This window comes from Erwinia sp. MYb416 (assembly GCF_037479575.1).
Taxonomy (GTDB): domain Bacteria; phylum Pseudomonadota; class Gammaproteobacteria; order Enterobacterales; family Enterobacteriaceae; genus Erwinia; species Erwinia rhapontici.
Genome location: NZ_JBBGYT010000438.1, coordinates 286634 through 308626, shown reverse-complemented (window position 1 = coordinate 308626; position 21993 = coordinate 286634). Strand labels below are relative to the sequence as shown.

22 protein-coding genes are annotated in these 21993 nt (G+C 54.3%); 12 read left to right on the top strand and 10 right to left on the bottom strand.

What is annotated here, in order from left to right:
* Positions 1-127: 127 nt before the first annotated feature.
* The gene (gene aroL / locus WH277_RS10895; protein ID WP_133846263.1) at positions 128-652 is read right to left on the bottom strand and encodes a shikimate kinase AroL; all 525 of its coding nucleotides are present in this window, start codon (positions 650-652) and stop codon (positions 128-130) included.
* A 306-nt stretch (positions 653-958) separates the two neighbouring features.
* On the opposite strand from aroL, the gene WH277_RS10890 reads away from it, so the two are divergent.
* A complete protein-coding gene (locus WH277_RS10890; RefSeq protein ID WP_133846262.1) occupies positions 959-1645 on the top strand; it encodes a DUF2076 domain-containing protein in 687 nt (228 codons plus the stop codon).
* A 42-nt stretch (positions 1646-1687) separates the two neighbouring features.
* Here WH277_RS10890 and WH277_RS10885 read toward each other — a convergent pair whose 3' ends face one another.
* The gene (locus WH277_RS10885) at positions 1688-2137 is read right to left on the bottom strand and encodes a YaiI/YqxD family protein (RefSeq protein WP_133846261.1); all 450 of its coding nucleotides are present in this window, start codon (positions 2135-2137) and stop codon (positions 1688-1690) included.
* Between the two features lie 173 nt (positions 2138-2310).
* Here WH277_RS10885 and proC point away from each other — a divergent pair, with 173 nt between their 5' ends.
* Entirely contained in the window at positions 2311-3120 is an 810-nt protein-coding gene (gene proC / locus WH277_RS10880; protein WP_227535771.1) for a pyrroline-5-carboxylate reductase, read from the top strand.
* Between the two features lie 40 nt (positions 3121-3160).
* On the opposite strand, the gene lpxO is transcribed toward proC, so the two are convergent.
* From lpxO to WH277_RS10860, 4 genes are all read right to left on the bottom strand, one after another.
* Positions 3161-4072, bottom strand: coding sequence for a lipid A hydroxylase LpxO (lpxO, locus tag WH277_RS10875; protein ID WP_339505656.1), 912 nt, complete (start codon positions 4070-4072; stop codon positions 3161-3163).
* Between the two features lie 187 nt (positions 4073-4259).
* Positions 4260-4565 (bottom strand): PsiF family protein, encoded by a 306-nt coding sequence (locus WH277_RS10870; protein WP_133846258.1) that lies wholly within the window; start codon positions 4563-4565, stop codon positions 4260-4262.
* A 158-nt stretch (positions 4566-4723) separates the two neighbouring features.
* Entirely contained in the window at positions 4724-4987 is a 264-nt protein-coding gene (iraP, locus tag WH277_RS10865; protein ID WP_133846257.1) for an anti-adapter protein IraP, read from the bottom strand.
* A gap of 203 nt (positions 4988-5190) precedes the next feature.
* Complete coding sequence (locus WH277_RS10860; RefSeq protein WP_166653759.1) at positions 5191-5352, bottom strand: hypothetical protein; 162 nt, start codon at positions 5350-5352, stop codon at positions 5191-5193.
* Between the two features lie 284 nt (positions 5353-5636).
* On the opposite strand from WH277_RS10860, the gene WH277_RS10855 reads away from it, so the two are divergent.
* Complete coding sequence (locus WH277_RS10855) at positions 5637-8720, top strand: beta-galactosidase (protein WP_339505654.1); 3084 nt, start codon at positions 5637-5639, stop codon at positions 8718-8720.
* Here WH277_RS10855 and WH277_RS10850 read toward each other — a convergent pair.
* Entirely contained in the window at positions 8717-9937 is a 1221-nt protein-coding gene (locus WH277_RS10850) for a multidrug efflux MFS transporter (RefSeq protein ID WP_339505651.1), read from the bottom strand. The two genes, WH277_RS10855 and WH277_RS10850, sit on opposite strands and share 4 nt — an antisense overlap.
* Before the next feature lie 219 nt (positions 9938-10156).
* Positions 10157-10363 carry a transcription antiterminator/RNA stability regulator CspE gene (gene cspE, locus WH277_RS10845; protein ID WP_133846254.1) on the bottom strand — a complete coding sequence of 69 codons (207 nt, stop codon included), beginning with the start codon at positions 10361-10363 and terminating at the stop codon, positions 10157-10159.
* Positions 10364-10802: 439 nt separating this feature from the next.
* On the opposite strand from cspE, the gene WH277_RS10840 reads away from it, so the two are divergent.
* The 3 genes from WH277_RS10840 (at position 10803) to WH277_RS10830 (ending at position 12714) form a co-directional block, all read left to right on the top strand.
* Positions 10803-11483, top strand: a complete 681-nt coding sequence (locus tag WH277_RS10840) for a MarC family NAAT transporter (RefSeq protein WP_133846253.1) — start codon at positions 10803-10805, stop codon at positions 11481-11483.
* A 196-nt stretch (positions 11484-11679) separates the two neighbouring features.
* A complete protein-coding gene (locus WH277_RS10835; RefSeq protein ID WP_133846252.1) occupies positions 11680-11925 on the top strand; it encodes a biofilm development regulator YmgB/AriR family protein in 246 nt (81 codons plus the stop codon).
* A 255-nt stretch (positions 11926-12180) separates the two neighbouring features.
* Entirely contained in the window at positions 12181-12714 is a 534-nt protein-coding gene (locus tag WH277_RS10830) for a redoxin family protein (protein WP_227535768.1), read from the top strand.
* A 60-nt stretch (positions 12715-12774) separates the two neighbouring features.
* Here the strand turns inward: WH277_RS10830 and WH277_RS10825 are convergent, their stop codons facing one another.
* A complete protein-coding gene (locus WH277_RS10825; RefSeq protein WP_339505646.1) occupies positions 12775-13071 on the bottom strand; it encodes an I78 family peptidase inhibitor in 297 nt (98 codons plus the stop codon).
* 281 nt (positions 13072-13352) lie between these two features.
* Entirely contained in the window at positions 13353-15977 is a 2625-nt protein-coding gene (locus tag WH277_RS10820; protein WP_339505644.1) for a bifunctional diguanylate cyclase/phosphodiesterase, read from the bottom strand.
* Between the two features lie 235 nt (positions 15978-16212).
* Here WH277_RS10820 and WH277_RS10815 point away from each other — a divergent pair, with 235 nt between their 5' ends.
* The 6 genes from WH277_RS10815 (at position 16213) to WH277_RS10790 (ending at position 21983) form a co-directional block, all read left to right on the top strand.
* Positions 16213-16872 (top strand): CPBP family intramembrane glutamic endopeptidase, encoded by a 660-nt coding sequence (locus WH277_RS10815; RefSeq protein WP_339505641.1) that lies wholly within the window; start codon positions 16213-16215, stop codon positions 16870-16872.
* Between the two features lie 134 nt (positions 16873-17006).
* The gene (locus WH277_RS10810; RefSeq protein ID WP_159337635.1) at positions 17007-18575 is read left to right on the top strand and encodes an ABC transporter substrate-binding protein; all 1569 of its coding nucleotides are present in this window, start codon (positions 17007-17009) and stop codon (positions 18573-18575) included.
* Positions 18575-19630 (top strand): ABC transporter permease, encoded by a 1056-nt coding sequence (locus WH277_RS10805; protein ID WP_133846248.1) that lies wholly within the window; start codon positions 18575-18577, stop codon positions 19628-19630. The genes WH277_RS10810 and WH277_RS10805 overlap by 1 nt, the downstream gene beginning before the upstream one ends.
* The gene (locus WH277_RS10800) at positions 19627-20487 is read left to right on the top strand and encodes an ABC transporter permease (protein ID WP_339505637.1); all 861 of its coding nucleotides are present in this window, start codon (positions 19627-19629) and stop codon (positions 20485-20487) included. The genes WH277_RS10805 and WH277_RS10800 overlap by 4 nt, the downstream gene beginning before the upstream one ends.
* Positions 20477-21325, top strand: coding sequence for an ABC transporter ATP-binding protein (locus WH277_RS10795; protein WP_339505634.1), 849 nt, complete (start codon positions 20477-20479; stop codon positions 21323-21325). Before WH277_RS10800 ends, WH277_RS10795 begins: the two co-directional genes overlap by 11 nt.
* A complete protein-coding gene (locus WH277_RS10790) occupies positions 21318-21983 on the top strand; it encodes an ABC transporter ATP-binding protein (protein ID WP_133846245.1) in 666 nt (221 codons plus the stop codon). Before WH277_RS10795 ends, WH277_RS10790 begins: the two co-directional genes overlap by 8 nt.
* The last annotated feature ends 10 nt before the right edge of the window (positions 21984-21993 follow it).

The window sequence follows — 21993 nt, the reverse complement described above, 5'->3', positions numbered from 1 at the left end:
ATGTCAGTAAACGTGCGCGGCCAGTATGATGACCTTACCTGAGTATAGACAATCGAAACGGTTTATCTGCGGGACAAGGGAGAAAGCAGGCAAGAGGGGTGCAGGCAACGCTGCACCAACAGAGAATTTAGCTGGCGCGGGCGAGAGAAAGCACGCTGAGGATCTGGCTGACGACGCCGTCAGGGGACTGCATAGCGTTAATAATATGGTGCGCAGTCTGGCGATATAACGCATCACGCGCCGCCAGCACTTCAACCATCTCTTCCGCAATCGGCCGCCCGGTCAGTGTCGGACGCTGTTCGGCTTCAGGATAGGCTTCAAGACGATCTGCCAGAACAGCGGCATCGGCATTCAGATAGATGACCTGGCCATGTTCACGCATAAACTGACGATTTTCTTCGGATAAGACCATGCCGCCACCCGTGGCGATCACCGTTGAGGGTGCAGTGACGGTTTTCAGCGATGCGGTTTCACGCAGGCGGAAGCCCGGCCATCCTTCACGAGTCACAATATCCGCAACGGTTTGCCCACTGGACTGCTGCAATGCGTGGTCGGTGTCAAAGAAGGCGTACCCTAATGCCAGCGCCAGTGCATGTCCAACGGTTGTTTTTCCGCAGCCACGTGCGCCGACCAGATAGATGGGTAATGACATAACAGGCACTTCCTTTAGCAAACGCCGACGCCGATAATTAGGCGCAGCAGGCCAACCAATGAATAACGTTGCAGCGCATAATACCCGACATTTTCCCGGCGGGCCAGCAGTAACGTTTTATTTACAGCAGTGCATGCACACCAACCCATTAAGCTTTTGTTTAACAATCAATTATTGGTGTAATATTTTATTTACACATAGTGAACACACGCCTTTCTTGCCGCAACATTTCCTTACGCCAGCATGATTTACTTTCCCTGCGGTCTTGCCACTATAAACGCTGTCGCCCGTTTCCGGAGAATCCTTATGCAGAACGAAGAACAGCAGTTAATTGACAGCCTGTTTACCCGATTGAAACAGGCGGAGTCACAGTCCGGCCCCCGTGACAGTGCGGCAGAGAAACTGATCCAACAGCAGGTGCAGCAGCAACCCGGAGCGCCCTACTACATGGCGCAAGCCCTTCTGATTCAGGAGGCGGCGATGAAACAGCTAAACGCACGCGTTACTCAGCTGGAAAGCGAGCTGACGCAGGCCCGGCAACAACCGCAGCAGAGCAGCGGAGGTTTTCTCTCCGGTCTGTTTGGCGGGGGGAACCGTGCGCAACCCCTACAGCAGCCCCCCGCGCCCACACAGCCCTGGAATAATACGCCAGCCCAGCCACAGCAACCCGCTTATGCCGCAGCGCCTGCTGCGGGTCGGGGTTTCCTCGGCGGTGCATTACAGACCGCGGTTGGCGTGGCCGGGGGGGTCGTCATGGCCGAGATGCTGACCAGTATGTTCCATCACCAACAGCCGGAAGAGATCGTCAATATTATTAACGAACCGGCGCTACCAGACCCTGATCTCAGCAATAACCTCGACACGTTTAATAACGGCAGCGACAATTCGTCGTTCCTGGGGCAGGACAACGGTCTGCAACAGGATTATGCCAATGACGATTTCAGTAATGACAGTTTTGATGACAACGATTTTGATGATGACAGTTTTGTCTGACGACTGATTATGCCTCTCCTGCAATGCGGGAGAGGCTATCGATCATTTACGCTGTTGTTGTAACCATTTGTCCAGTTCATTGGCAAACTGCTGGCGGTCACGCTGGTTAAGCGTGGGCGGTCCCCCCGTCTGCACGCCACTGGCGCGCATCGTATCCATAAAGTCACGCATCGTCAGACGCTCACGAATAGTCGCTTCGCTGTAGCGTTCACCGCGTGGATTCAGCGCTATCGCGCCTTTCTCCATGACTTCCGCTGCCAGCGGGATATCCGCCGTGATCACCAGATCGCCTGCTTCCGCACGCTGCACAATTTCATTATCTGCCACGTCAAACCCTGCCGGAACGCGTAGAGTCCGCAGAAAACGCGACGGCGGCACGCTCAGTGACTGATTAGCGACCAGCGTTACCATCATCTGCTCGCGCTCTGCTGCACGGTACAGCACTTCTTTAATCACTTTCGGGCACGCATCGGCATCCACCCAGATTGGCATCGCCTTCTCCTTTTACTGAGAGTCGAGAATAATCACGATCTTCAACATTGTTTCCCACAATGGCAACCAAAAATTCAGGCATCCTTTGAGGTTTAAGCCAGACTGAAGCTGAGTTAAGGTGGAGGAATGGCATCAGCCAGATTCTGACAGACTGAATAACCAGGGAGATCGTCATGGATAAGAAAGTAGGCTTTATTGGCTGCGGTAATATGTCTAAAGCCATCATTGCGGGCCTGGTCGCTGCGGGTCAGGTCAAACCTGAAAATATTCTGGTTTTCGACCGTAAACCCGCCACCAACCAGGCGATGCAACAGCAGTACGGCATCACCCCGGCAGAGAGTGCCGAAGAGGTCGCCCGCCAGTCCGATATCCTGTTTGGCGCGGTGAAACCCAATGTGATCCTGTCTGTATTGAAGGATATCGCTGGCAGCCTGCACAAAGAGACGGTGATCGTCTCCATCGCTGCAGGTGTCACTTTGGACTCGCTGGCCACGGTGCTGGGGCATGATCGTAAAATTATACGTGTGATGCCAAATACCCCGGCGCTGGTCAACGAAGGCATGACCTCGGTAACACCCAACGTGCTGGTCACCGCCGAAGAAGCCGATGAAGTGGTGCAAATATTCAACGGCTTCGGTAAAGCCGCGCTGGTGCCGGAATATCTGATTCATGCAGTGGTCGGCGTCAGTGGCTCAGCGCCAGCCTACGTGTTTATGTTTATTGAAGCGATGGCGGATGCCGCCGTGCTGGGGGGAATGCCGCGTGCGCAGGCCTATCAATTTGCCGCGCAGGCGGTAAAAGGTGCGGCGCAGATGGTGCTTGAAACCGGTAAACACCCTGGCGAGCTGAAGGATATGGTGTGCTCTCCGGGCGGTACGACCATCGAAGCCGTAAAAGTGCTGGAACAGAAAGGTTTCCGTTCTGCCGTGATTGAAGCGATGCAACAATGTATGGCGAAATCTGAGCAGATGAGCAAACAGTAATTGACCTGGTGCCGTACCTGCGGCGGCACCGTTCCCTTTCTTAACTCATCACGCCAGGCAAAATAATCAGCAGAAAAATCACCACAATCAGCATGCGCTTCACCGCGTAATACAGTGTGCGATTGCGTTTTTTCAGGTTCTGCCCTGCATCCCGGGCACGGTTAACGTATTTAAAGATACGGTTGATGCCGCCAACACGATCCCCATCATCATTCGGTGAACTGGCCGCCGACATAATTTTTGCCCCAACCCAACGATTCACTGCCTGCGCCCAGGGCCATTTCATCGGGCGTTCCACGTCACAGAACAGAATAATGCGTGTCTCCTCACTCGCATTTTTCGCCCAGTGCACGTAGGTTTCATCGAAGAACACCGCTTCGCCATCACGCCAGCTGTGCCGTATTCCATCCACCTCAATAAAACAGCGGTTATCATTTGGCGTTATCAGCCCAAGGTGATAGCGCACCGATCCAGCGTAAGGATCGCGGTGTTTACCCAAATGGCTCCCCGCGGGAAGTTCGGCAAACATGGCCGCTTTAACACCGGGGATCTCACTCAGTAATGCACTCGTTAGCGGGCAAAGTTGTTGCGCCGAAGGATGCGCATCGCCGTACCATTTAAGATAGAAGCGTTTCCAGCCGCGCTTAAAGAAGGTATTGAATCCGGCGTCATTAGGCGACTGCGCGGCTTTAATATGATCCTGTAAACGCACCGCCTCCTCCCGAATAACCTGCCAGTTATCGGTCAGCTTTTTTAATTCGGGAAAAACGTCATGATCAAAATAAGGCTGCTTACGCGGCAGCAGGCACAGCCCGGTCATAAACATATTGATGGGTGCCATAAAGGTTGAGTGGTCGAATAACTGTCGTGAGAACTTCAGCTTTATCCGGCCACGCGAGTGGGCATAGATCACGCTAATAATAAAAATACCGATAATGATGAAAGCCACCATACAACACATCCTGTAGTTGTTAGTGAATAACGCACAACAAAGGCCCGGCAGACCGCTGAGGCGTTGGAGAGGAAATAGAGTTTAGGAAAAGAAAATGGCACTGACATTAACAATCAGTGCCACTGATAACCTGAGGCGATAAAAAAGGCTCAGGCGGCCCATCCGCGGGACGGTAGCCCACGATGTATTAGCTTTTTTTCAGGCAATTGCTCATAAAGGTTTTGCGCTCGTCGCCTTTCAGGTTTTTTTCACCTGCCCCGGCATTACAGGTTTTCATCTTCATTTGCTGCGGCGTCATGCCATCCATCTTGCTGTCTTTCTTCAGACAGTTGCTCATAAAGGTTTTGCGCTCATCCCCTTTCAGGGCCTTATCTCCTGCCTGCTGATTACAGACGGTCATTTTTTGCTGCTGTGCGGTTTTCTCTGCGGCGCCAGCATAACCGGCCGCCGTCAGTGAGAACAGGGCAGCCGCTATCAGTAACTGAACTTTCATTCGCATACCATCCCATTATTGTTATAAGCACAATGATCAGTGTGGCACGGCTTTTGTTTTCAGCGAGTGGGTAAACAGGAATATTTTCAAAAAGTGATATGAAAGCGCCCATCACCACATACATGTGAGTTCGATGTGCGTTTAATTGAATCGTGAAACTACTGTCGGGGATGGTGTAACAGGCGATGAATATAACTTTCCAACAAAGAAGCGTCTTTCTTATAATCTGGAGCCATTGCGGTTGATGCCGTCTGCATCGCTTCAGAAATATGGGTATTAATTTGCTGAAGCTGTTCGCCATCCAGCTTACGCAGCAGTGCCGTCACGACGATTTCCAGCGCTTCGACCTGAGCCACCAGTTCTTTCGACTCTTCTTCTTTTTCCGCCAGCCTTACCAGTAATTCAGCAATGAGGTTTTTCATGCGACTGTCTCAGCGAGTTAAAGCAAGACGTTATCATCCACATCAAAAAAAGAAAACTGATATTCGCTTTATATTTTCGTGACTTATGCCCCAAAACAGAGCAATTAAAGCGATGTTTTTTTCGAAACGTTTCGCTGGCGCTCTTCCTGTTTAAACGCTGGCACTCACTTTCGGGGACCTGTCGGCCCCCGAACTGTCAGGTTTTAGCGCCCCTGTTCCATAAAGCCACCGCGAGGCCCACCGCCACCGTGTCCTCCACCGCCGCCATGTCCTCCTCCCCAGCCACCGCCTGGAGGTGGGAACAGGCATCCGCTTAATGCTGCAACCAGCGCAATGATACTTACCGCTTTAATGACACGAATCATGTGAATCCCTCGTACAACTGTGAATGACAACTGGCGCTGATAGTAAGCGTCGCGTATGCCCCTCACAATGCAGAATTCTCTGGTTCCGGGGCCTTTTTACCCGGCGTAACGACGCTTAACGTTTTCCTGCTATTTCCCCGCTACAACCCTGCGAACGGCGGGCTATTTACAGATTTTCTTTACCCATAAATGTTGCGACCAGCATCGCATTCCCTACTCTTTTTGCTTTACTTCATTCCGTTTCAGCATCAATGTGAGCGCATAACATTTATAAGGAATCTGGCATGACCGACTCTGCACAACTCACTCTGCAACAGCGACTTTCTCAGCGTCACTGGGAAAACCCGGCGGTCACGCAGCTCAACCGTCTGCCCGCTCATCCGCCTTTTTCCAGCTGGCGCCAAAGCGATGCTGCACGGGACGATCGTGCCAGTGAGAGTATTCAGTCACTGAATGGAGAGTGGCGCTTTAGCTATTTCACTCGCCCGGAAGCGGTGCCTGATGAGTGGGTGGCTGCCGATCTGCCCCTGGCTGATTGCTTAGCCGTTCCGGCGAACTGGCAGCTGGCGGGATATGACGCCCCGATCTATACCAACGTGCAGTACCCCATCCCGGTTGATCCTCCCCGCGTTCCTGCCGATAACCCTACGGGATGTTACTCGCTCACATTCGAGTGTCAGCCTGAGTGGCTGGCGACGGGACAGACGCGAATCATTTTTGACGGCGTGAACTCTGCCTTTTATCTGTGGTGCAACGGCGAGTTTATCGGTTACTCGCAGGATAGCCGTCTGCCGGCAGAGTTTGACCTCAGTACCAGCCTGCATGAGGGTGAAAACCGCATTGCGGTGTTGGTGCTGCGCTGGTGTGACGGCAGCTATCTGGAAGATCAGGATATGTGGCGCATGAGCGGGATTTTCCGTGATGTCAGCCTGCTGCATAAACCGACCGTACAGCTATGTGATGTCCAAATTGAGACCGTTCTCAGCCCGGAATATCGTTCTGCACAGTTAAACATCCTGGCACTCACCTCACTGATGGACGCCAGCAATTATCAGCTCCAGGTAGCGCTGTGGCGTGAAGGTCAGGAAATCGCGCATCATCATCAGCCATTTGGCACGCCAGTCATCGACGAGCGCGGACGTTATCTCGACCGCACCCTACTGACATTGCATGTTGACCAGCCCCTGCTGTGGAGTGCCGAAACGCCCCATCTTTATCGCGTTGTCGTTTCCCTTCTGGACGCCAGCGGTACGCTGATTGAAGCAGAGGCGTATGACGTCGGCTTCCGCAAGGTCGAAGTGAGTGGCGGCCTGCTGAAACTCAACGGCAAAGCGCTACTGATCCGCGGGACTAACCGCCATGAACATCACCCGGACTTCGGCCAGGTGGTCGATGAAGCCACCATGATCAATGATATCCTGCTGATGAAGCAGCATAACTTTAATGCGGTGCGCTGCTCACATTATCCAAACCATCCATTGTGGTATCGCCTGTGCGACCGTTTTGGTCTGTATGTGGTGGATGAAGCGAATATTGAAACCCACGGAATGCAACCGATGAATCGACTGTCGGATGATCCAACATGGTTTAACGCCTTCAGCGAACGCGTCATCCGCATGGTGCAGCGCGATCGTAACCACGCCTGCATTATCATCTGGTCACTGGGCAACGAATCTGGCCATGGCAGCACCCATGATGCGCTCTATCGCTGGATCAAGAGCCAGGATCCGAGCCGTCCGGTGCAGTACGAAGGCGGAGGGGCCGATACCGCCGCGACCGATATTATCTGTCCGATGTATGCCCGCGTCGATCAGGATCAACCCTTCGATGCTGTGCCAAAATGGTCAATTAAAAAATGGATCGGGCTGCCGGAAGAAAACCGACCGCTGATCCTGTGTGAATATGCGCACGCCATGGGCAACAGTTTTGGTGGTTTTGATCGCTACTGGCAGGCTTTCCGCCAGTTCCCCTGTCTGCAGGGCGGTTTTGTCTGGGACTGGGTAGACCAGAGCCTGACGCGCCTGGACGAAAACGGTGAGCGCTTCCAGGCTTATGGCGGTGACTTTGGCGACACACCCAACGATCGTCAGTTCTGTATGAATGGGCTGGTGTTTGCGGACCGCACGCCTCATCCGGCACTGTTTGAAGCCCAGCGCGCCCAGCAGTTCTTCCAGTTTGAACTGACCTGCACTGCGCCATTAACCGTACGTATCGCCAGCGAATACCTGTTCCGCCACAGCGACAATGAACATTTGCACTGGCGTATTGAGCATCAGGGAAAAGCAGTAGCAGAGGGACAACATACGCTGGATGTCGCCCCGGAAGGCAGCATTGAATTAACGCTGGGCGCTCTGCCCTCGCTGACCGGCGAACTGTGGCTGCGGGTTGAGGTGATTCAACCTCTCGCCACCGACTGGTCACCTGCCGGTCAGCGTGTAGCATGGGATGGCTGGCGCCTGCCTGCGGCCCTGGCTCTACCTGAACCGCAGACCGCGGGGGAAATGCCACAACTGAGCCAGGAGCCGCAGTGGATTGAAGTTCGTCGTGGCGAACAATGCTGGCAATTCTGCCGCCAAAGCGGTGAGCTGGTACAGTGGCTGAACGGCAGTGAACCCCAGTTACTCTCTCCACTGCGCGATCTCTTTGCCCGCGCCCCCATTGATAATGATATCGGCATCAGCGAAGTGACACGTATCGATCCGCACGCATGGGTAGAACGCTGGAAACGAGCAGGCCATTATCAGCTGGAAAGTCAGTTGCTGCGTTTGCAAGCCGATGCGCTGAGTGATGGGGTGCAGATCAGAACAGAGCACGCCTGGTTGTCTGCCGGAGAGTTACGTTTCCTCAGCCGTAAATGCTATCGGATTGATCCGCAGGGCGTAATGCATATTGAAGTTGAAGTGGACATTGCCGCCGGACAGCCGGAACCCGCACGCATTGGTCTGCGCTGTCAGCTGGCAGAAGTGGCCGGCAGTGCAAGCTGGCTGGGCCTTGGCCCACATGAAAACTATCCTGACCGTCAACTGGCAGCCGAGTTCTCCCGCTGGCAGTTGCCGCTTGACGAATTGAGCACGCCGTATGTCTTCCCCGGTGAAAATGGCCTGCGCGGCGGCACTCAGCAGCTGGCCTACGGTCACTGGCGGCTCAACGGTGAGTTCCATTTCTCACTCAGCCGCCACAGCCTGGAACAGCTACGCGAGACTTCACACCGTCATCTGCTCCGTGACGAACCAGGGTGTTGGCTGATTGTTGATGGCTATCATATGGGCGTTGGTGGCGATGACTCCTGGAGCCCGAGCGTCAGCCCGGACTTCCTGTTGTCTGAACGCCAGTATCGTTACCAGATGAGTATGTCGCTCACCCGCTAGACCTTCCCATCCCGGCGCAGCACTGCGGTGCGCCGGGACTGACGATAAACCCAAATCAGTTGCACGCTGTTCACCAGGACCACCACCGCCGTCGCGGCAAATACCCAGCGAAAACCGCCGACAGCGGAGATAGCCGACCCCATCAGTGGCCCGATGACGTTACCGAGGTACATGAAAGACTGGTTATAGCCAAAAATACGCCCGGTCACCTGGTCACTGGAATAGCGCAGCAGCAGCGTCTGCACCGCGGGCATCATCGCACCATCGGCGAAGCCGAGCAGGAAACGGAATATCCCTAACTCCACGGCACTGTCTGCCCACGACATCCCCACAAACAGCACCACGGAAAAAATCAGCGCTGCAAACAAAATACGTTCGGCACCTATTCGGTCACCGAGCTTGCCCAGCGTTGGCGCTGAGAGCAGCGCGGACACACCGGGGATAGCAGCAACCATTCCGCTGACAAAAGCAATATTCTGTACGTTCGGCTCCAGTTCACGCACAAACAGCGTCAAAATAGGGCTAATCGAACCATTACATAACTGGATCACCAGCGTGGTAACGAACAGGCTGATCACTAATCCCGGGCGGCTGAGGGTGTGAAATACCATGCTGCCAGTAAGCTTGTCCTCTTTCTTCACCAGTGGCGGGCCGCCCTCTTTAATCAGAAACAAGGTGATGAGGAAACTGATCAGCAGCAGCCCGGAGGTGATCAGGAAGACCGCCTGTAGCCCAACCCAGTCCGCCAGCAGTCCCCCCATCAACGGCCCCATAATAACACCGCAGATTTGCGCGGTACTGACCATACTCAGTGCCCAGCCACTGCGTTCACGCGGTACCTGCGCGGCGACCAGCGCCATTGCATTGGGGATATAACCGGAAGTCAGCCCCATCAGCGCCCGCAGGGCCAGAAGCTGCCACACGTTGGTGACAAAAGCCTGCAACAGGATCACCACCCCCATTCCCAGAGAAGCACGCAGCAGCATCAGCTTGCGGCCTTTACGGTCGGCAAGGCTGCCCCACATGGGCGAGACAATGGCGGAAACGAGGAAGGTGATGCTGAAGATCAGACCTGACCATAATGTCAGTGCGCTGGGATCCGTAACGCCCAGTTGCTCAACGTACAGCGGGAGAAACGGGATAATCTGGCTGATGGCCAGCCCGGTAAATAAACAACCGAACCAGACGGAGATGAGGTTAACTTTCCAGGATTCCATCGTGCTGTGCGTATAACCTGTCGCGGAGAGCTGAGATTCGAGTGTAACAACACTCCCCTGAGTCGTCAGGTTATTCTCGGTATGTGTCTGATAAAAAGTGTGAGTAAAAAAAATCGGGCGGTATTTAAACGCAAAAAACCCGCCATAAGGCGGGTTTTTTGATTTCGTTTCGTATGATTCAGGTTTAACGCTGTGTCATACTAACGAACATTCACTATCTTACAGAGCAGTTACGTTAGCAGCTGCTGGGCCTTTCTGGCCATTTTCGATAGTGAAAGATACTTTCTGACCTTCTTCCAGCGTCTTGAAGCCGCCGTTCTGGATTGCAGAGAAATGTACGAATACATCTTTGCTGCCGTCAGTTGGGGAAATGAAGCCGAAACCTTTCTCAGCGTTGAACCATTTTACTAAACCAGTCATTGACATGGGTCTTTCCTTCAAAATTGTAGTAAGCCACAGTGGGCACAGGGTTTGTCAACAGGGGTTACTATGAGGCACTCAGAAGGAAGTCAGGAAGAAGCTTAGGCTAACGCTTGAACTGAAGACTGCTTTACTAAAATTGCTCGCATACGTGGGTCTGTATCAAAACCGACAGGAGCATTTACTCATAACCCAGGCCTGAGTACAAGTGCTGCTATAATAAAAACGAGATAAAAAACACAACGAATTGATTTTAAACAAAAAATAATTTTAACTTTTTGTTTACCTCAACAGGGCTCATACCTCTCATACTGATTTCCATCCGGCCTTATTACCACGCAGAGTCAATTCTGCCTGTTGTAATTCAGTTACGCTTCGCATCACGGTGGGTATAATGCATCATGGCCTACTCCCCCCTATTTAATTGCATGCAAGGATCCCAGCAATGTTAGAACTGATGAAAGCCATTAGCCTTGGCCTGGTGGTACTGCTGCCTTTGGCAAACCCACTTACGACGGTGGCGCTGTTCCTGGGACTGGCAGGCGACATGAATTATCAGGAACGCAACCGTCAGGCCGCGCAGGCCTCACTTTATGTATTTCTCATTATGGCCATCGCCTATTACGCCGGAAATGTGGTGATGGATACCTTTGGTATTTCCATCCCAGGGTTGCGTATTGCGGGTGGCCTGATTGTGGCATTTCTGGGTTTCCGCATGTTATTCCCGCAGCAACACATCGAGCACTCGGTGGAAGCTGAGCATAAAAAGGATGAGTTGAGCGAACATAAAGCGGTGAATATTGCGTTTGTCCCGCTGGCGATGCCCAGCACTGCGGGTCCAGGTACCATTGCCATGATCATCAGTAGCGCCTCAACAATTCATAATGGCACCACATTTTCCCCCTGGGTGGTTACTGCGGCGCCACCGCTGGTCTTTGCTGCCGTCAGCCTTATCCTCTGGGGATGTCTGCGCAGTTCTGGTGCGATCATGCGTCTTGTCGGTAAAGGCGGTATTGAAGCTATTTCTCGTCTGATGGGCTTTTTGCTGGTGTGCATGGGGGTGCAGTTTATGATTAATGGCATCCTGGAAGTCATCAGCACTTACCACAGCTTGCCGATTTCGTGATAACAGCAGTAAAAAAAAACTGTTTGTGACTGGCGTTCCAGCGCGCGCCATCTAGAGTAATTAATAATCTTATCTGTTTATTTTCCAGGCAACTGGCGGACTGTTGTTCTGACAGTCCGGTTCAATGTCGATGACGTCATTATCTCACCCTTCAGTGGCCATGTGGCCACAGACGGCGCGTTTGTGGAGGTTAGCCATGAGTCAGCCACTACCCGGCGCCGGACGCGCCATCACCGATTATTTTAATAGTCCGTCATTTCATGCACCGAAAGAGAGCGAATTGCTGGAAGCGATCATGCAGGAGTTGATGCAGTCAGGCAGGACGCCAAGTAATAAAGCCATTATTGCGAATGTCATTGACCGTCTGGAACGGGAAGTCGACGAATCCGTACTGGAAGGATATCGCAACCTGCTGGCACAGATTTTGGAAGGCACGGGATAGCATTATTCATGCATGGCATCGCAGGCAAAAAAAATCCCGCACAGGGCGGGAGAAGACGAACATTGCATATTTTCAGAGTGACGAGGAGATCACTTTTCAGCTGCCTTACCCTACCCCACTGAAGTTGCAGCAAGATGACAGTCCACCGTCTCGACCCGTGATTCATTATTCCCTATACGAATGTTTACACGCCAGGCGATTGCCATTCGTCATGGCCTCGTTAAGATAAGCGCCGTACGCAGGCGGAGACGGGCAATGCGCAACTGGCACAACACACTGATAAACCAATTTAAGAAGGTCAGCTTTTATCTGCTGCTTCCCCTCTTATCCCTGATTCTATTTATTCGTCTGATAGATGGTATTCGTGCCCCGGATCTTCCCGCTGATATCGCCGGACAAATGCTGCATACCATTGACGGTCAAAACCTGACGCTGGCGGAGCTCAGTGAGAAAACCCCGTTACTGGTCTGGTTCTGGGACCGCTGGTGCGGAACCTGTCATGACACCCTCCCACTACTGATGAGTCTGAATGATAAACGGACCCGTGTACTGACTATTGCCAATCGCTCAGGTGGCGACATCAACCTTGTGCGTTACCTGAACGGACAACATCTGACGCTACCGGTCGTCAATGATCGAAACGGCGAGCTCGCCGCGAGCTGGGGAGTGACGACAACGCCAACATTGTTGATCGTGGCAAATGGGGACGTGGTGGGGACGACCAGCGGCTGGACCAGCTCAGTCGGCATTAGTTTACGACTCTGGTGGGTTAGAAAATGGCACTACTGACGGAGGGCGACCGTATCATCAGGCCGCCCGCACTGAACGGAATAGCGATTTCAACCACAGTTACCCGCAGTAAACCTTGCTGATCGCGCCCTGCTTATCGCCCATGAAATTGATCCGATTAAGATTAAAGTCCATTGTCACTGCAGAGTTATAAGGGATGGCACGCACCGCGTGTTCAAAACGGAGAGATTCAATGGCTGACAGCGGTTTACCCGCATACTGCTGATACTGCGATGCACCACACTGGTCCATCTCCGGATCGACCGGCGTTGCTGACACCGTTTTTTCACTAGCCGACTGACAACCCGACAACGCCATTAGTGCGGCAATCACGGTTATTTTCCCATAATGTTTCACGGTTATTTCTCCTTTCAAAGCATAGATAAAACGACAATGCCTTTGAAAGGTTAACAGATTATACCGTTATTGCGCAGCCAGATTTACCCAGGAGACAGTGTGCTTTACCCGTATCAGGCGCACACCCTGTTTATAAAGAAATTCATCATTAGCTATAATTTTAGGACTAATCCTTACAGAGGAGCGTCCTGTGGAACTCGTTATCTTTGTCGCCTTTGCAGTCTTCATGACTCTGGTTGCAGTCAGAGTCCGTTAACCCTCTGCCCGCGCTTCTGCCTCACTCAGGAGCGCGTCAAATCATCCCTCCCGCTGCCGTCACTCTCTGCTACTGGCTTATCCAGCAGCAAATTGAATGCCTCCAGCGGAACGGGGCGCCCCAGCAGATACCCTTGTCCTGCATAACAGGCGCTGCGTTTTAACTCTTCCAGTTGCTCCTGGGTTTCAATACCTTCGGCGGTGACCTCCAGAGAGAAAGCCCTACCCAGCCCGATAATTCCCTCCACGATAGCGTGCGCCTGCGCATCCTGTGGATACCCTTCCATGTAGGATCGATCCATTTTCATGCTGTCAAAAGGAAAACTCTTGAGATAGCTCAGTGAGGCAAAACCCGCGCCAAAATCATCCACGGCGATTTTCACCCCCATCGCTTTCAGCTCACCCATTATTGCCAGGGCGCTTTCCGGGTGATCCATCGTAATATTTTCGGTAATTTCCAGCTCCAGTCGGGAAGCCTCAAGCCCACTGTTTTCCAGCGCGGCGGCAACCCTCAACGCCAGGTTACCCGTGCGAAACTCAATCGGTGAAATATTCACCGAGACGGAGAGCGCCTGAGGCCAGGATGTGGCATCGTGGCAAGCGCGATGCAGCACCCAGTTGCTGATTTCGACAATCAAGCCGGTTTGCTCTGCCAGCGGAATAAAACTGTCCGGCATCACCAGAGCGGGCGGCTGCTGTGCCCAGCGAATCAAGGCTTCGGCACCTTCCAACTGACCACTTTCCAGATGGTAACGCGGCTGATAGTGCAGCCGTAACTCACCGGCAGCTATGCCCCGACGCAGCTTACGCTCCAGATCGCTGCGACGTGCCAGCAGTTGCGACATCTCTCCGGTGTAAAACACCCAGCGGTCGCGGCCCTGGCGTTTCGACTTATACAGGGCGATATCAGCCAGACGCAGCAGTTCATCCGCCTCCATGGCATCCTGTGGCGCCCGCGCAATACCGAGGCTGGCACCGATATACAGCTCCTGATCCCCAATAAAGAAGGCGCGGTGCAAATCGTGCAGCAGCCGCTGACAGCATGCTTCAATATCTGCCGTTGTCCTGAGATCGGTCGCAATCAGAATAAATTCATCGCCACCGAGGCGTGCCACCAGATCGCCGGCAGTGAGGCAAGCGCGTAAGCGACGCGCGACGTCAATCAGCACGCTGTCACCTGCCGCATGTCCCCAGGTGTCGTTGATCGGTTTAAAACGGTCGAGATCGAGGCTGATCATCACCAAAGGATGCGAAAATGTGGGCTGTGAACGCAATTTTTCCTGAAGAAACTCCTGCATAAACAAGCGATTTGGCAGCCCGGTCAGTACATCATGTTGTGAAAGATAGTGAACCCGTGCCTGCGCCTCCACTTCATGCGAGATGTCCGACACCGTGCCGCGATACCCCAACAGCTTGCCACGCAGCATGATCGGCTTCGCGACCAGGCTACAAGTGCGCAGCCCGTGATGTACAGATTGCAGATAACAGCGTAGCTGGCTGCGTGGCCCTCCGCTGCGCTGCTGCGCCACCCACTCACTGATCGCCAGCGCGTCGTGACATAAAATTTCGTCAAGCAAGCGGCCTGTAGACATATTCAGACCAAAACCCGTCACAATGGAAAAGCGCCGGGAAAGATAGGTAATACGGCACGAGGCATCCGTTTCCCAAATCCAGTCGGACGTCGCTTCAGCCACATCACGAAAGCGCGCCTCACTGGCTGCCAGCTCACGCTGACTGTGCATCAATTGCAGGAAACGCGTATCCGATAACATCGCCGTATTCATGGCATGATTGATGACACGCCGCGTGACCACGCCAATAACCAGCGCCGCCAGTGCCAGCAGCGGCAGCAGGAATAACAACAAATTCCGCCCAGGCTGGCTCGGGTCCCAGCGCAGCACCAGCGGCTCTCCCTGACTGACATTTTCTTCAATAAAAGGTGAGGTGTAGCGATCGTGTGCATCGTCCGGCACGCGCGCATTTTCCACGCCGACCGCATTACCGAATGCACGCAGTTTGTCGGGGGTAAAACGATAAACGAAGACCATCACTGAAGGTGTGGCTGACAATGTCTCTTCATGGGGCATTTTCCCTCGGGTGATCGGTGCCGCTGCTACCAGCGCCGGGGTTTCACCCATCATGATATTTTCACTGATGACTTTTTGCCCACGCATCTGCTGGCGCGCCCGTTCGACCAGCAGCAACGCCCGATCGCCCAACCACGCTTCCAGAGTGAGAGAAGACAGCTTGCCATCGATCATGGCATAGCGCGTGCGGTTGTCGACATCAACGACAAACACGCCGTTGTAGTGATGCTCACTGAACAAACCGGGGCCCAGATTTTGCTGATGCCACGCCCAGTCAGGGTCAATGGTCAGGTACATATGCAGCCAGGCTTCCTGCCAGAAAGCATAGTCACGCAGTTCCGTCACCTGCGTACGCTGCTGCTCCTGCCAGGCATTGTGCAAGAGCTGGCTTTCCCGAGCGACAGATTCCTGATTCTGATTCCAGGCCACGCCCACGACCATCAGCATGGAAAGAAACAGGGCACTGATGAGCAGCAGCGCCAGTGCCATCAACGTTCTGCGGGCGGCTAGCGTGGCTTTTTGCCCATCGGCTAATTCATACGCCAGCACAGGAGGATGATTCATAATGAAAACCCCTTTATGAAACCACTCGAACCCTTCCTTGTTCGTTTGACGCGCTTATGGCGCTGTACGTTGAACGTCAGTGCCTGTCCCCAGAAAAAAGCTATTCATTAATATCGGCAACAATAGGAAACTATTTAGATATTTTGATGTAAACCGCCATAACTGGCGTATCTCGACAGCCTCTGTCGTGCTTGCTAACATCGCACTCCTTCAGACGCTAAAGAGCCTTACGACCATGACACCATCGACCGACCGGGTCAGCCACACTCTGCTTTGTGCAGGCGTATTTATGGTCTGGTATGCCATTACGGTGATGGTCAGCAGTTTTCCTCATTTCGAGATGCTGAAAAGTCGCGGCCTGCTGATGCCGATCCTCTGCCTGCTGGAGTTCGCCGCCCTCGTGCCGCTTTATCGCGGGTATCAGCAGCATCATAAGGATATTCCTCTGGGCAAGCTGAAACTGCGCCAGATGCTGTTATTTACGGGTCTGTTGCTGGCGGTGATTGCCAGCCAGTCACTCTATCTGCGCCAGGAGGGCTGGATCGGCGAGCAGCTCAGCCATAGCGATCTGACCCTGGTATGGTTTGCCTTTGCGGTGGTGATACTGGCTCCGGTATTTGAAGAGATCCTGTTTCGCGGTTTTATCCTGCAGGCATTCCTGCTGTGGGCGCCGCGCCAGCGCATCGCCTGTGCTCTGCTGGCCTCGATTATTTTCTCCGCGATGCACACCCAGTACGCCCATCTGCAAACCGTGATTGCCCTGATGGTGCTTTCGCTACTGCTGTGCGCCGCACGCATGGTATCCGGTGGTCTGAAACTGCCGATTTTTCTGCATATGCTTAACAATCTGCTGAGTATCGCTCCGTTGCTGTGGCAAATGTTCAGCCAGCCATGATGCCTGGTACACATTAGTTCTATAACCGTTTCCTTCAACTTATAACTTTCAGGCATAACGATAGCGAATAATCTACTATTGTTCTTATCCCCTGTTCCCTTACACTCGCGAAAAACGTCACTTCAGGAAACGTCATGAAAATTGCAGTCCCTTCTGTTATCGCCCTGGCACTGGCAGCATCGTTTGCTGCGTCGGCTGCGACCCCTGCTGACACACTGGTGATCGCCCAGTCTATTGATGATGCAAAAAGCTTCGATCCGGCCGACGGCTTTGAACTGACCTCCGTACAGGCTTTCACCAACCTTTATCAGCGCCTGGTGCAGTCTGACCCGCAAAACCCGATTGACCTGAAACCAACGCTGGCCAGCAGTTGGACACCGGGCAGCGATAACCGCAGCATGACCTTTACTTTGCGCGAAGGGGCAAAATTTGCCTCCGGCAACCCGCTGCGCCCTGAAGATGTGATCTTCTCACTGTCACGCGTTGTTAAACTGAACCTTGATCCGTCCTTTATTCTGACTCAGCTTGGTTGGACCAAAGAGAACGTTGACGCCCAGTTCAAGAAAATCGACGATACCCATGTGCAGATCAGCTGGAGCGCAGACGTCAGCCCGACCTACGTTCTGAGCCTGCTGGCAGCGCCAGTGTCTTCTATCGTTGACGAAAAAACCGTGATGGCCCACGAACAAAAAGGCGATCTCGGCAACAAATGGCTGGCACTGAATTCCGCAGGCAGCGGCCCGTATCAGATCCGTAAATATATTCCGCATGAAGTGGTGTTATTCAGCGCGAACCCGACCTCTCCGGCCGGCGCACCGAAGCTGAAGAATGTGTTAATCAAAAATGTACCAGAACCCGCGGCGCGGCGCCTGCTGCTGGAACAGGGTGATGCCGATATCGCGCGTAATTTGGGCGCCGATCAAATGGCCTCTCTGAAAGATAAGCCGGGTGTAAAAACCCTCGCGGTGCCGATGGCTTCCCTGTATTACATTCAGTTCAATATTGATGCCAACCCGGTGCTGAAAAACCCGGCATTGTGGGAAGCATCGCGTTACCTGTTCGACTATAAAGGCATTGCCAACGACCTGCTGAAAGGCCAGTTCCAGGTACATCAGTCGTTCCTGCCGGAAGGTTTCCTCGGTGCGCTGAACGAAAACCCGTACAGCTACGACCCGGAAAAAGCCAAAGCAATTCTGAAGAAAGCAGGCCTGAGCAACGTCAGCTTTAAGCTGGCCGTCAGCAACCAGCCACCGTACCTGGACATTGCCCAGGCCTTGCAGGCCAGCTTCGCTAAAGGTGGCGTGAAAGTTGAAGTCCAGCCTGGCATCAGCTCTGAAGTGGCTACCCGCGTGAAATCACACCAGTACGAATCCACGCTGAACGCCTGGGGTGCCGACTATTTCGATCCGAACACCAATGCCGCCGCCTTCGCCTATAACCCGGAAGACGGTAGCAAAACGCTGGCATGGCGCTCTAACTGGCACATTCCGGAACTCAGCAAGCAGACGCTGGCGGCCACGGCAGAAACCGACAAAGCGAAGCGCGTTGAACTGTATGAAAAAATGCAGCGTGAAGTGCAGAAAAATTCACCGTATGTCATCGGTATGCAGGCCCGTAATCTGGTGGCATTGCGCGATAATCTGAAAGGCTACGTGCAGGGGATTAATCCGGATATGGTTTACTACAGCCAGGTCACCAAGTAATGGCAGCAGCCGAAAACAATGCCGGGCCTTCTGCCCGGCTTTTCTGGCGTCGCAGCGGTGGGGCACTCGGTGCCCTGCTTTCGCTGGTGGTGACATTGCTCGGACTGCTGGTTTTCACCTTTGCGTTGTCCCATCTTTCCCCGGTTGATCCGGTGCTGCAAATTGCCGGCGATCACGCCAGCGAATCGACCTATGCCCAGGTGCGTGCCAGTCTTGGGCTGGACCAGCCAGTACCAGTGCAATTCTGGCACTATCTGGAACATTTAGTCCGTGGCGATCTCGGTATTTCCAGCATCACCAATCAGCCGGTGGCCAGCGATCTGCTGCGTACCTTCCCTGCCACTATTGAACTGGCCACCTGCGCGATGATCTTTGGCGCGGTGTTTGGCATCCTGCTGGCCCTGCTGGCCGCATGGAAACCCGGCAGCGTGCTGGATAACGTGGCGCGTATGATCTCCCTGCTCGGTTATTCGGTGCCAGTATTCTGGCTCGGCCTGCTGGGTCTGTTGCTGTTTTACGCCGTGCTGCACTGGTCTGCCGGGCCTGGTCGTCTGGATGATATCTGGATTTATACCCTTGAACCGAAAACCGGGCTGGTGCTGATTGACAGCTGGCTCTCCGGGGATATGGAGATGTTCCGCAACGCCATTGCCCACCTGTGGCTGCCCGTGGTGGTGCTTGGCCTGCTATCGATGGCGACCATTACTCGTCTGCTGCGCGCAGCATTGCTGGAAGAAAGCAGTAAAGAGTACGTCACTCTGGCCCGCGCTAAAGGTGCCAGCCGTGGACGCATTCTGCTGCTGCATATTTTTCCTAACGTACGTGGCACGCTGATCACTGTACTGGCGCTCTCTTACGCTACCCTGCTGGAAGGCTCAGTGCTGACGGAAACCGTCTTCGCCTGGCCTGGCGTCGGGCGCTACATGACCACGGCGCTGTTCGCCTCCGATACCCCGGCGATCCTCGGCTCCACCCTGCTGATTGGTAGCTGCTTTATTGCCATCAATGCACTGGCCGATGCGTTAACCTATTTGACCGACCCGAGAACACGATGACGCAATCTCTCTCTGATGCTGAAAGCGTCAAACCGCGCACGCGGCGACCACGTCGTCATATCACATTGACCCTCGGGCTGAGCCTGGTGGGTCTGCTGATTTTTGCTGCGCTGTTTGCCCCGCTGCTGGCCCCGTTTGATCCTAACGCCCAGGAAATGGGCATACGTCTGATGCCGCCGTCCGCCAGCCACTGGCTGGGCACGGACGGTTTTGGCCGCGATCTGCTTTCCCGGGTGATTTATGGTGCCCGCCCTACGCTGCTGCTGATCTCGCTGATCCTGGTGCTGACCATCCCCGTTGGCATGCTTATTGGTATCAGCGCCGGTTATCTTGGCGGCTGGAGTGAGCGTGTACTGATGCGCATCACTGATATTTTCCTGTCACTGCCCAATCTGGTCATTGCACTGGCACTGGTCGCCATGATGGGGCCTGGGCTGATGAACGGCGCGCTGGCGCTGGCACTCACCAGCTGGCCGCCGTTTGCGCGCCAGGCGCGTGCTGAAACGCTGGCGCTGCGCCGCAGCGACTACCTTGCCGCTGCGCGCATGCAGGGAATTAATGGTCTGCGTCTGATGTTTGGTCATATTTTACCGCTCTGCCTGCCCACCGCCGTGGTGCGTGCAGCTCTCAGCCTCGGCGGGATTATTCTCTCGGCGGCGGGCCTGGGTTTCCTTGGCATGGGCATTCAGCCCCCGACCGCCGAGTGGGGTTCTATGGTCGCCGAAGGCAGTAAAGTGATTTTTGACCAGTGGTGGGTCGCCGCCGTTCCCGGTGGTGCGATTCTGTTTGCCAGCCTGGCATTTAACCTGACAGGCGATGGCCTGCGTGACCGACTGGATACCCGAAATGGCAACTGATTCTTCTGCACCCATCGTGGCAGACGGTTTGACGATCCGCCGCGCTGACGGTACGGCGCTGGTGAAAAATATCAGCTTTACGCTTGGCCGCGAGCGCGTGGCGCTGGTCGGGGAATCCGGTTCCGGCAAATCCCTGACCGCGCGTGCATTAATGGGGCTGCTGGCACCGTCTCTTCAGGTACAGGCGAATACCCTGAGCATCGCCGGAGAAAACGCCCTGACGCTGAACGAACGGCGCTGGAGCCAGCTGCGCGGAAGCCAGCTTGGCATGGTGATGCAGGACCCGAAATATGCCCTGAATCCACTGCGCACCATCGGCTGGCAGGTGGCAGAACCGCTTAAGCTACACGGCCATTTCAGCCGGGCGGAAATCAAAGAGAAAGTCTGCGACATGCTGGATGCTGTTGGCCTGCCACAGCCCGCAGAACAGATGAAGCGCTACCCACACCAGCTCTCGGGGGGGATGGGCCAGCGTGTGATGCTGGCAATGGCGCTGATTGCAGAACCGCGTTTTCTGATTGCTGATGAACCTACTTCCGCACTCGATCACGCCATGCGCGATCAGGTACTCAGCCTGATCCGCAACCTGGTGGAACAGCGTGACATGGGACTGCTGCTGATCAGCCACGATCTACAACAGGTTTCCGAACATTGTGAGCGTGTGATGGTGATGTATCAGGGTGAAGTGCTCGACCAGCTGGCAGCGGCCGAATTACCGCATGCTACGCATCCTTATACCCGTACGCTGTGGTCCTGCCGTCCAAATAAATCGACCCGGGGTAAACCCCTGCCGGTGCTGGATCGCGCGGCGCTGACACAAGGGCAACAGCATGATTGAGTTATCCCAACTGAGCGTGGCTCACAAACAGGGCTACGACCTGCGTACCGTCGTGCATGATGTCACGCTGTCGGTCAATCCGGGTGAATGCTTTGGCCTCGTGGGTCCCTCCGGCTGTGGCAAATCATCACTGCTTTGGGTCATGGCCGGTCTGAACCCACACTGGCAGGGTGAGATGCAGCTTGCAGGCCATCAGGCGCTGCCGGGTAAGCCGTTTACCGGACAACTTCGGCGCGACGTGCAGATGGTGTTTCAGGACCCTTACGCCTCCCTGCATCCGCGTCATCGCCTGCGCCGCACCCTTGCAGAGCCGCTGAAACTGATTAAAGCGGATAATATTAATGACCGTATCGATCAGGGTTTCCGTCACGTTGGGCTGGATCCGGCGCTGGCCGATCGCTACCCGCATCAGCTTTCGGGCGGCCAGCGTCAGCGCGTTGCGATTGTGCGTGCCCTGCTGCTTGAGCCGAAAATTCTGCTGCTGGATGAGCCCACCTCAGCGTTGGATATGTCGGTACAGGCGGAGATCCTCAACCTGCTGAATCAGCTCAAGCAGCAGGACAATCTGACGATGGTACTGGTCAGTCACGATCCTGACGTGATCGACCACATGTGTGACCGCGCCGTACAGATGGATCAGGGCCGCATCGTCGGTTAAAGCAGGTTGT

Bases quoted from the DNA above. Each gene is read 5' to 3' on its own strand.
- aroL (WP_133846263.1), bottom strand. From the start codon at position 652: ATGTCATTACCCATCTATCTGGTCGGCGCACGTGGCTGCGGAAAAACA.
- WH277_RS10890 (WP_133846262.1), top strand. From the start codon at position 959: ATGCAGAACGAAGAACAGCAGTTAATTGACAGCCTGTTTACCCGATTG.
- WH277_RS10885 (WP_133846261.1), bottom strand. From the start codon at position 2,137: ATGCCAATCTGGGTGGATGCCGATGCGTGCCCGAAAGTGATTAAAGAA.
- proC (WP_227535771.1), top strand. From the start codon at position 2,311: ATGGATAAGAAAGTAGGCTTTATTGGCTGCGGTAATATGTCTAAAGCC.
- lpxO (WP_339505656.1), bottom strand. From the start codon at position 4,072: ATGGTGGCTTTCATCATTATCGGTATTTTTATTATTAGCGTGATCTAT.
- WH277_RS10870 (WP_133846258.1), bottom strand. From the start codon at position 4,565: ATGAAAGTTCAGTTACTGATAGCGGCTGCCCTGTTCTCACTGACGGCG.
- iraP (WP_133846257.1), bottom strand. From the start codon at position 4,987: ATGAAAAACCTCATTGCTGAATTACTGGTAAGGCTGGCGGAAAAAGAA.
- WH277_RS10860 (WP_166653759.1), bottom strand. From the start codon at position 5,352: ATGATTCGTGTCATTAAAGCGGTAAGTATCATTGCGCTGGTTGCAGCA.
- WH277_RS10855 (WP_339505654.1), top strand. From the start codon at position 5,637: ATGACCGACTCTGCACAACTCACTCTGCAACAGCGACTTTCTCAGCGT.
- WH277_RS10850 (WP_339505651.1), bottom strand. From the start codon at position 9,937: ATGGAATCCTGGAAAGTTAACCTCATCTCCGTCTGGTTCGGTTGTTTA.
- cspE (WP_133846254.1), bottom strand. From the start codon at position 10,363: ATGTCAATGACTGGTTTAGTAAAATGGTTCAACGCTGAGAAAGGTTTC.
- WH277_RS10840 (WP_133846253.1), top strand. From the start codon at position 10,803: ATGTTAGAACTGATGAAAGCCATTAGCCTTGGCCTGGTGGTACTGCTG.
- WH277_RS10835 (WP_133846252.1), top strand. From the start codon at position 11,680: ATGAGTCAGCCACTACCCGGCGCCGGACGCGCCATCACCGATTATTTT.
- WH277_RS10830 (WP_227535768.1), top strand. From the start codon at position 12,181: ATGCGCAACTGGCACAACACACTGATAAACCAATTTAAGAAGGTCAGC.
- WH277_RS10820 (WP_339505644.1), bottom strand. From the start codon at position 15,977: ATGAATCATCCTCCTGTGCTGGCGTATGAATTAGCCGATGGGCAAAAA.
- WH277_RS10815 (WP_339505641.1), top strand. From the start codon at position 16,213: ATGACACCATCGACCGACCGGGTCAGCCACACTCTGCTTTGTGCAGGC.
- WH277_RS10810 (WP_159337635.1), top strand. From the start codon at position 17,007: ATGAAAATTGCAGTCCCTTCTGTTATCGCCCTGGCACTGGCAGCATCG.
- WH277_RS10805 (WP_133846248.1), top strand. From the start codon at position 18,575: ATGGCAGCAGCCGAAAACAATGCCGGGCCTTCTGCCCGGCTTTTCTGG.
- WH277_RS10800 (WP_339505637.1), top strand. From the start codon at position 19,627: ATGACGCAATCTCTCTCTGATGCTGAAAGCGTCAAACCGCGCACGCGG.
- WH277_RS10795 (WP_339505634.1), top strand. From the start codon at position 20,477: ATGGCAACTGATTCTTCTGCACCCATCGTGGCAGACGGTTTGACGATC.
- WH277_RS10790 (WP_133846245.1), top strand. From the start codon at position 21,318: ATGATTGAGTTATCCCAACTGAGCGTGGCTCACAAACAGGGCTACGAC.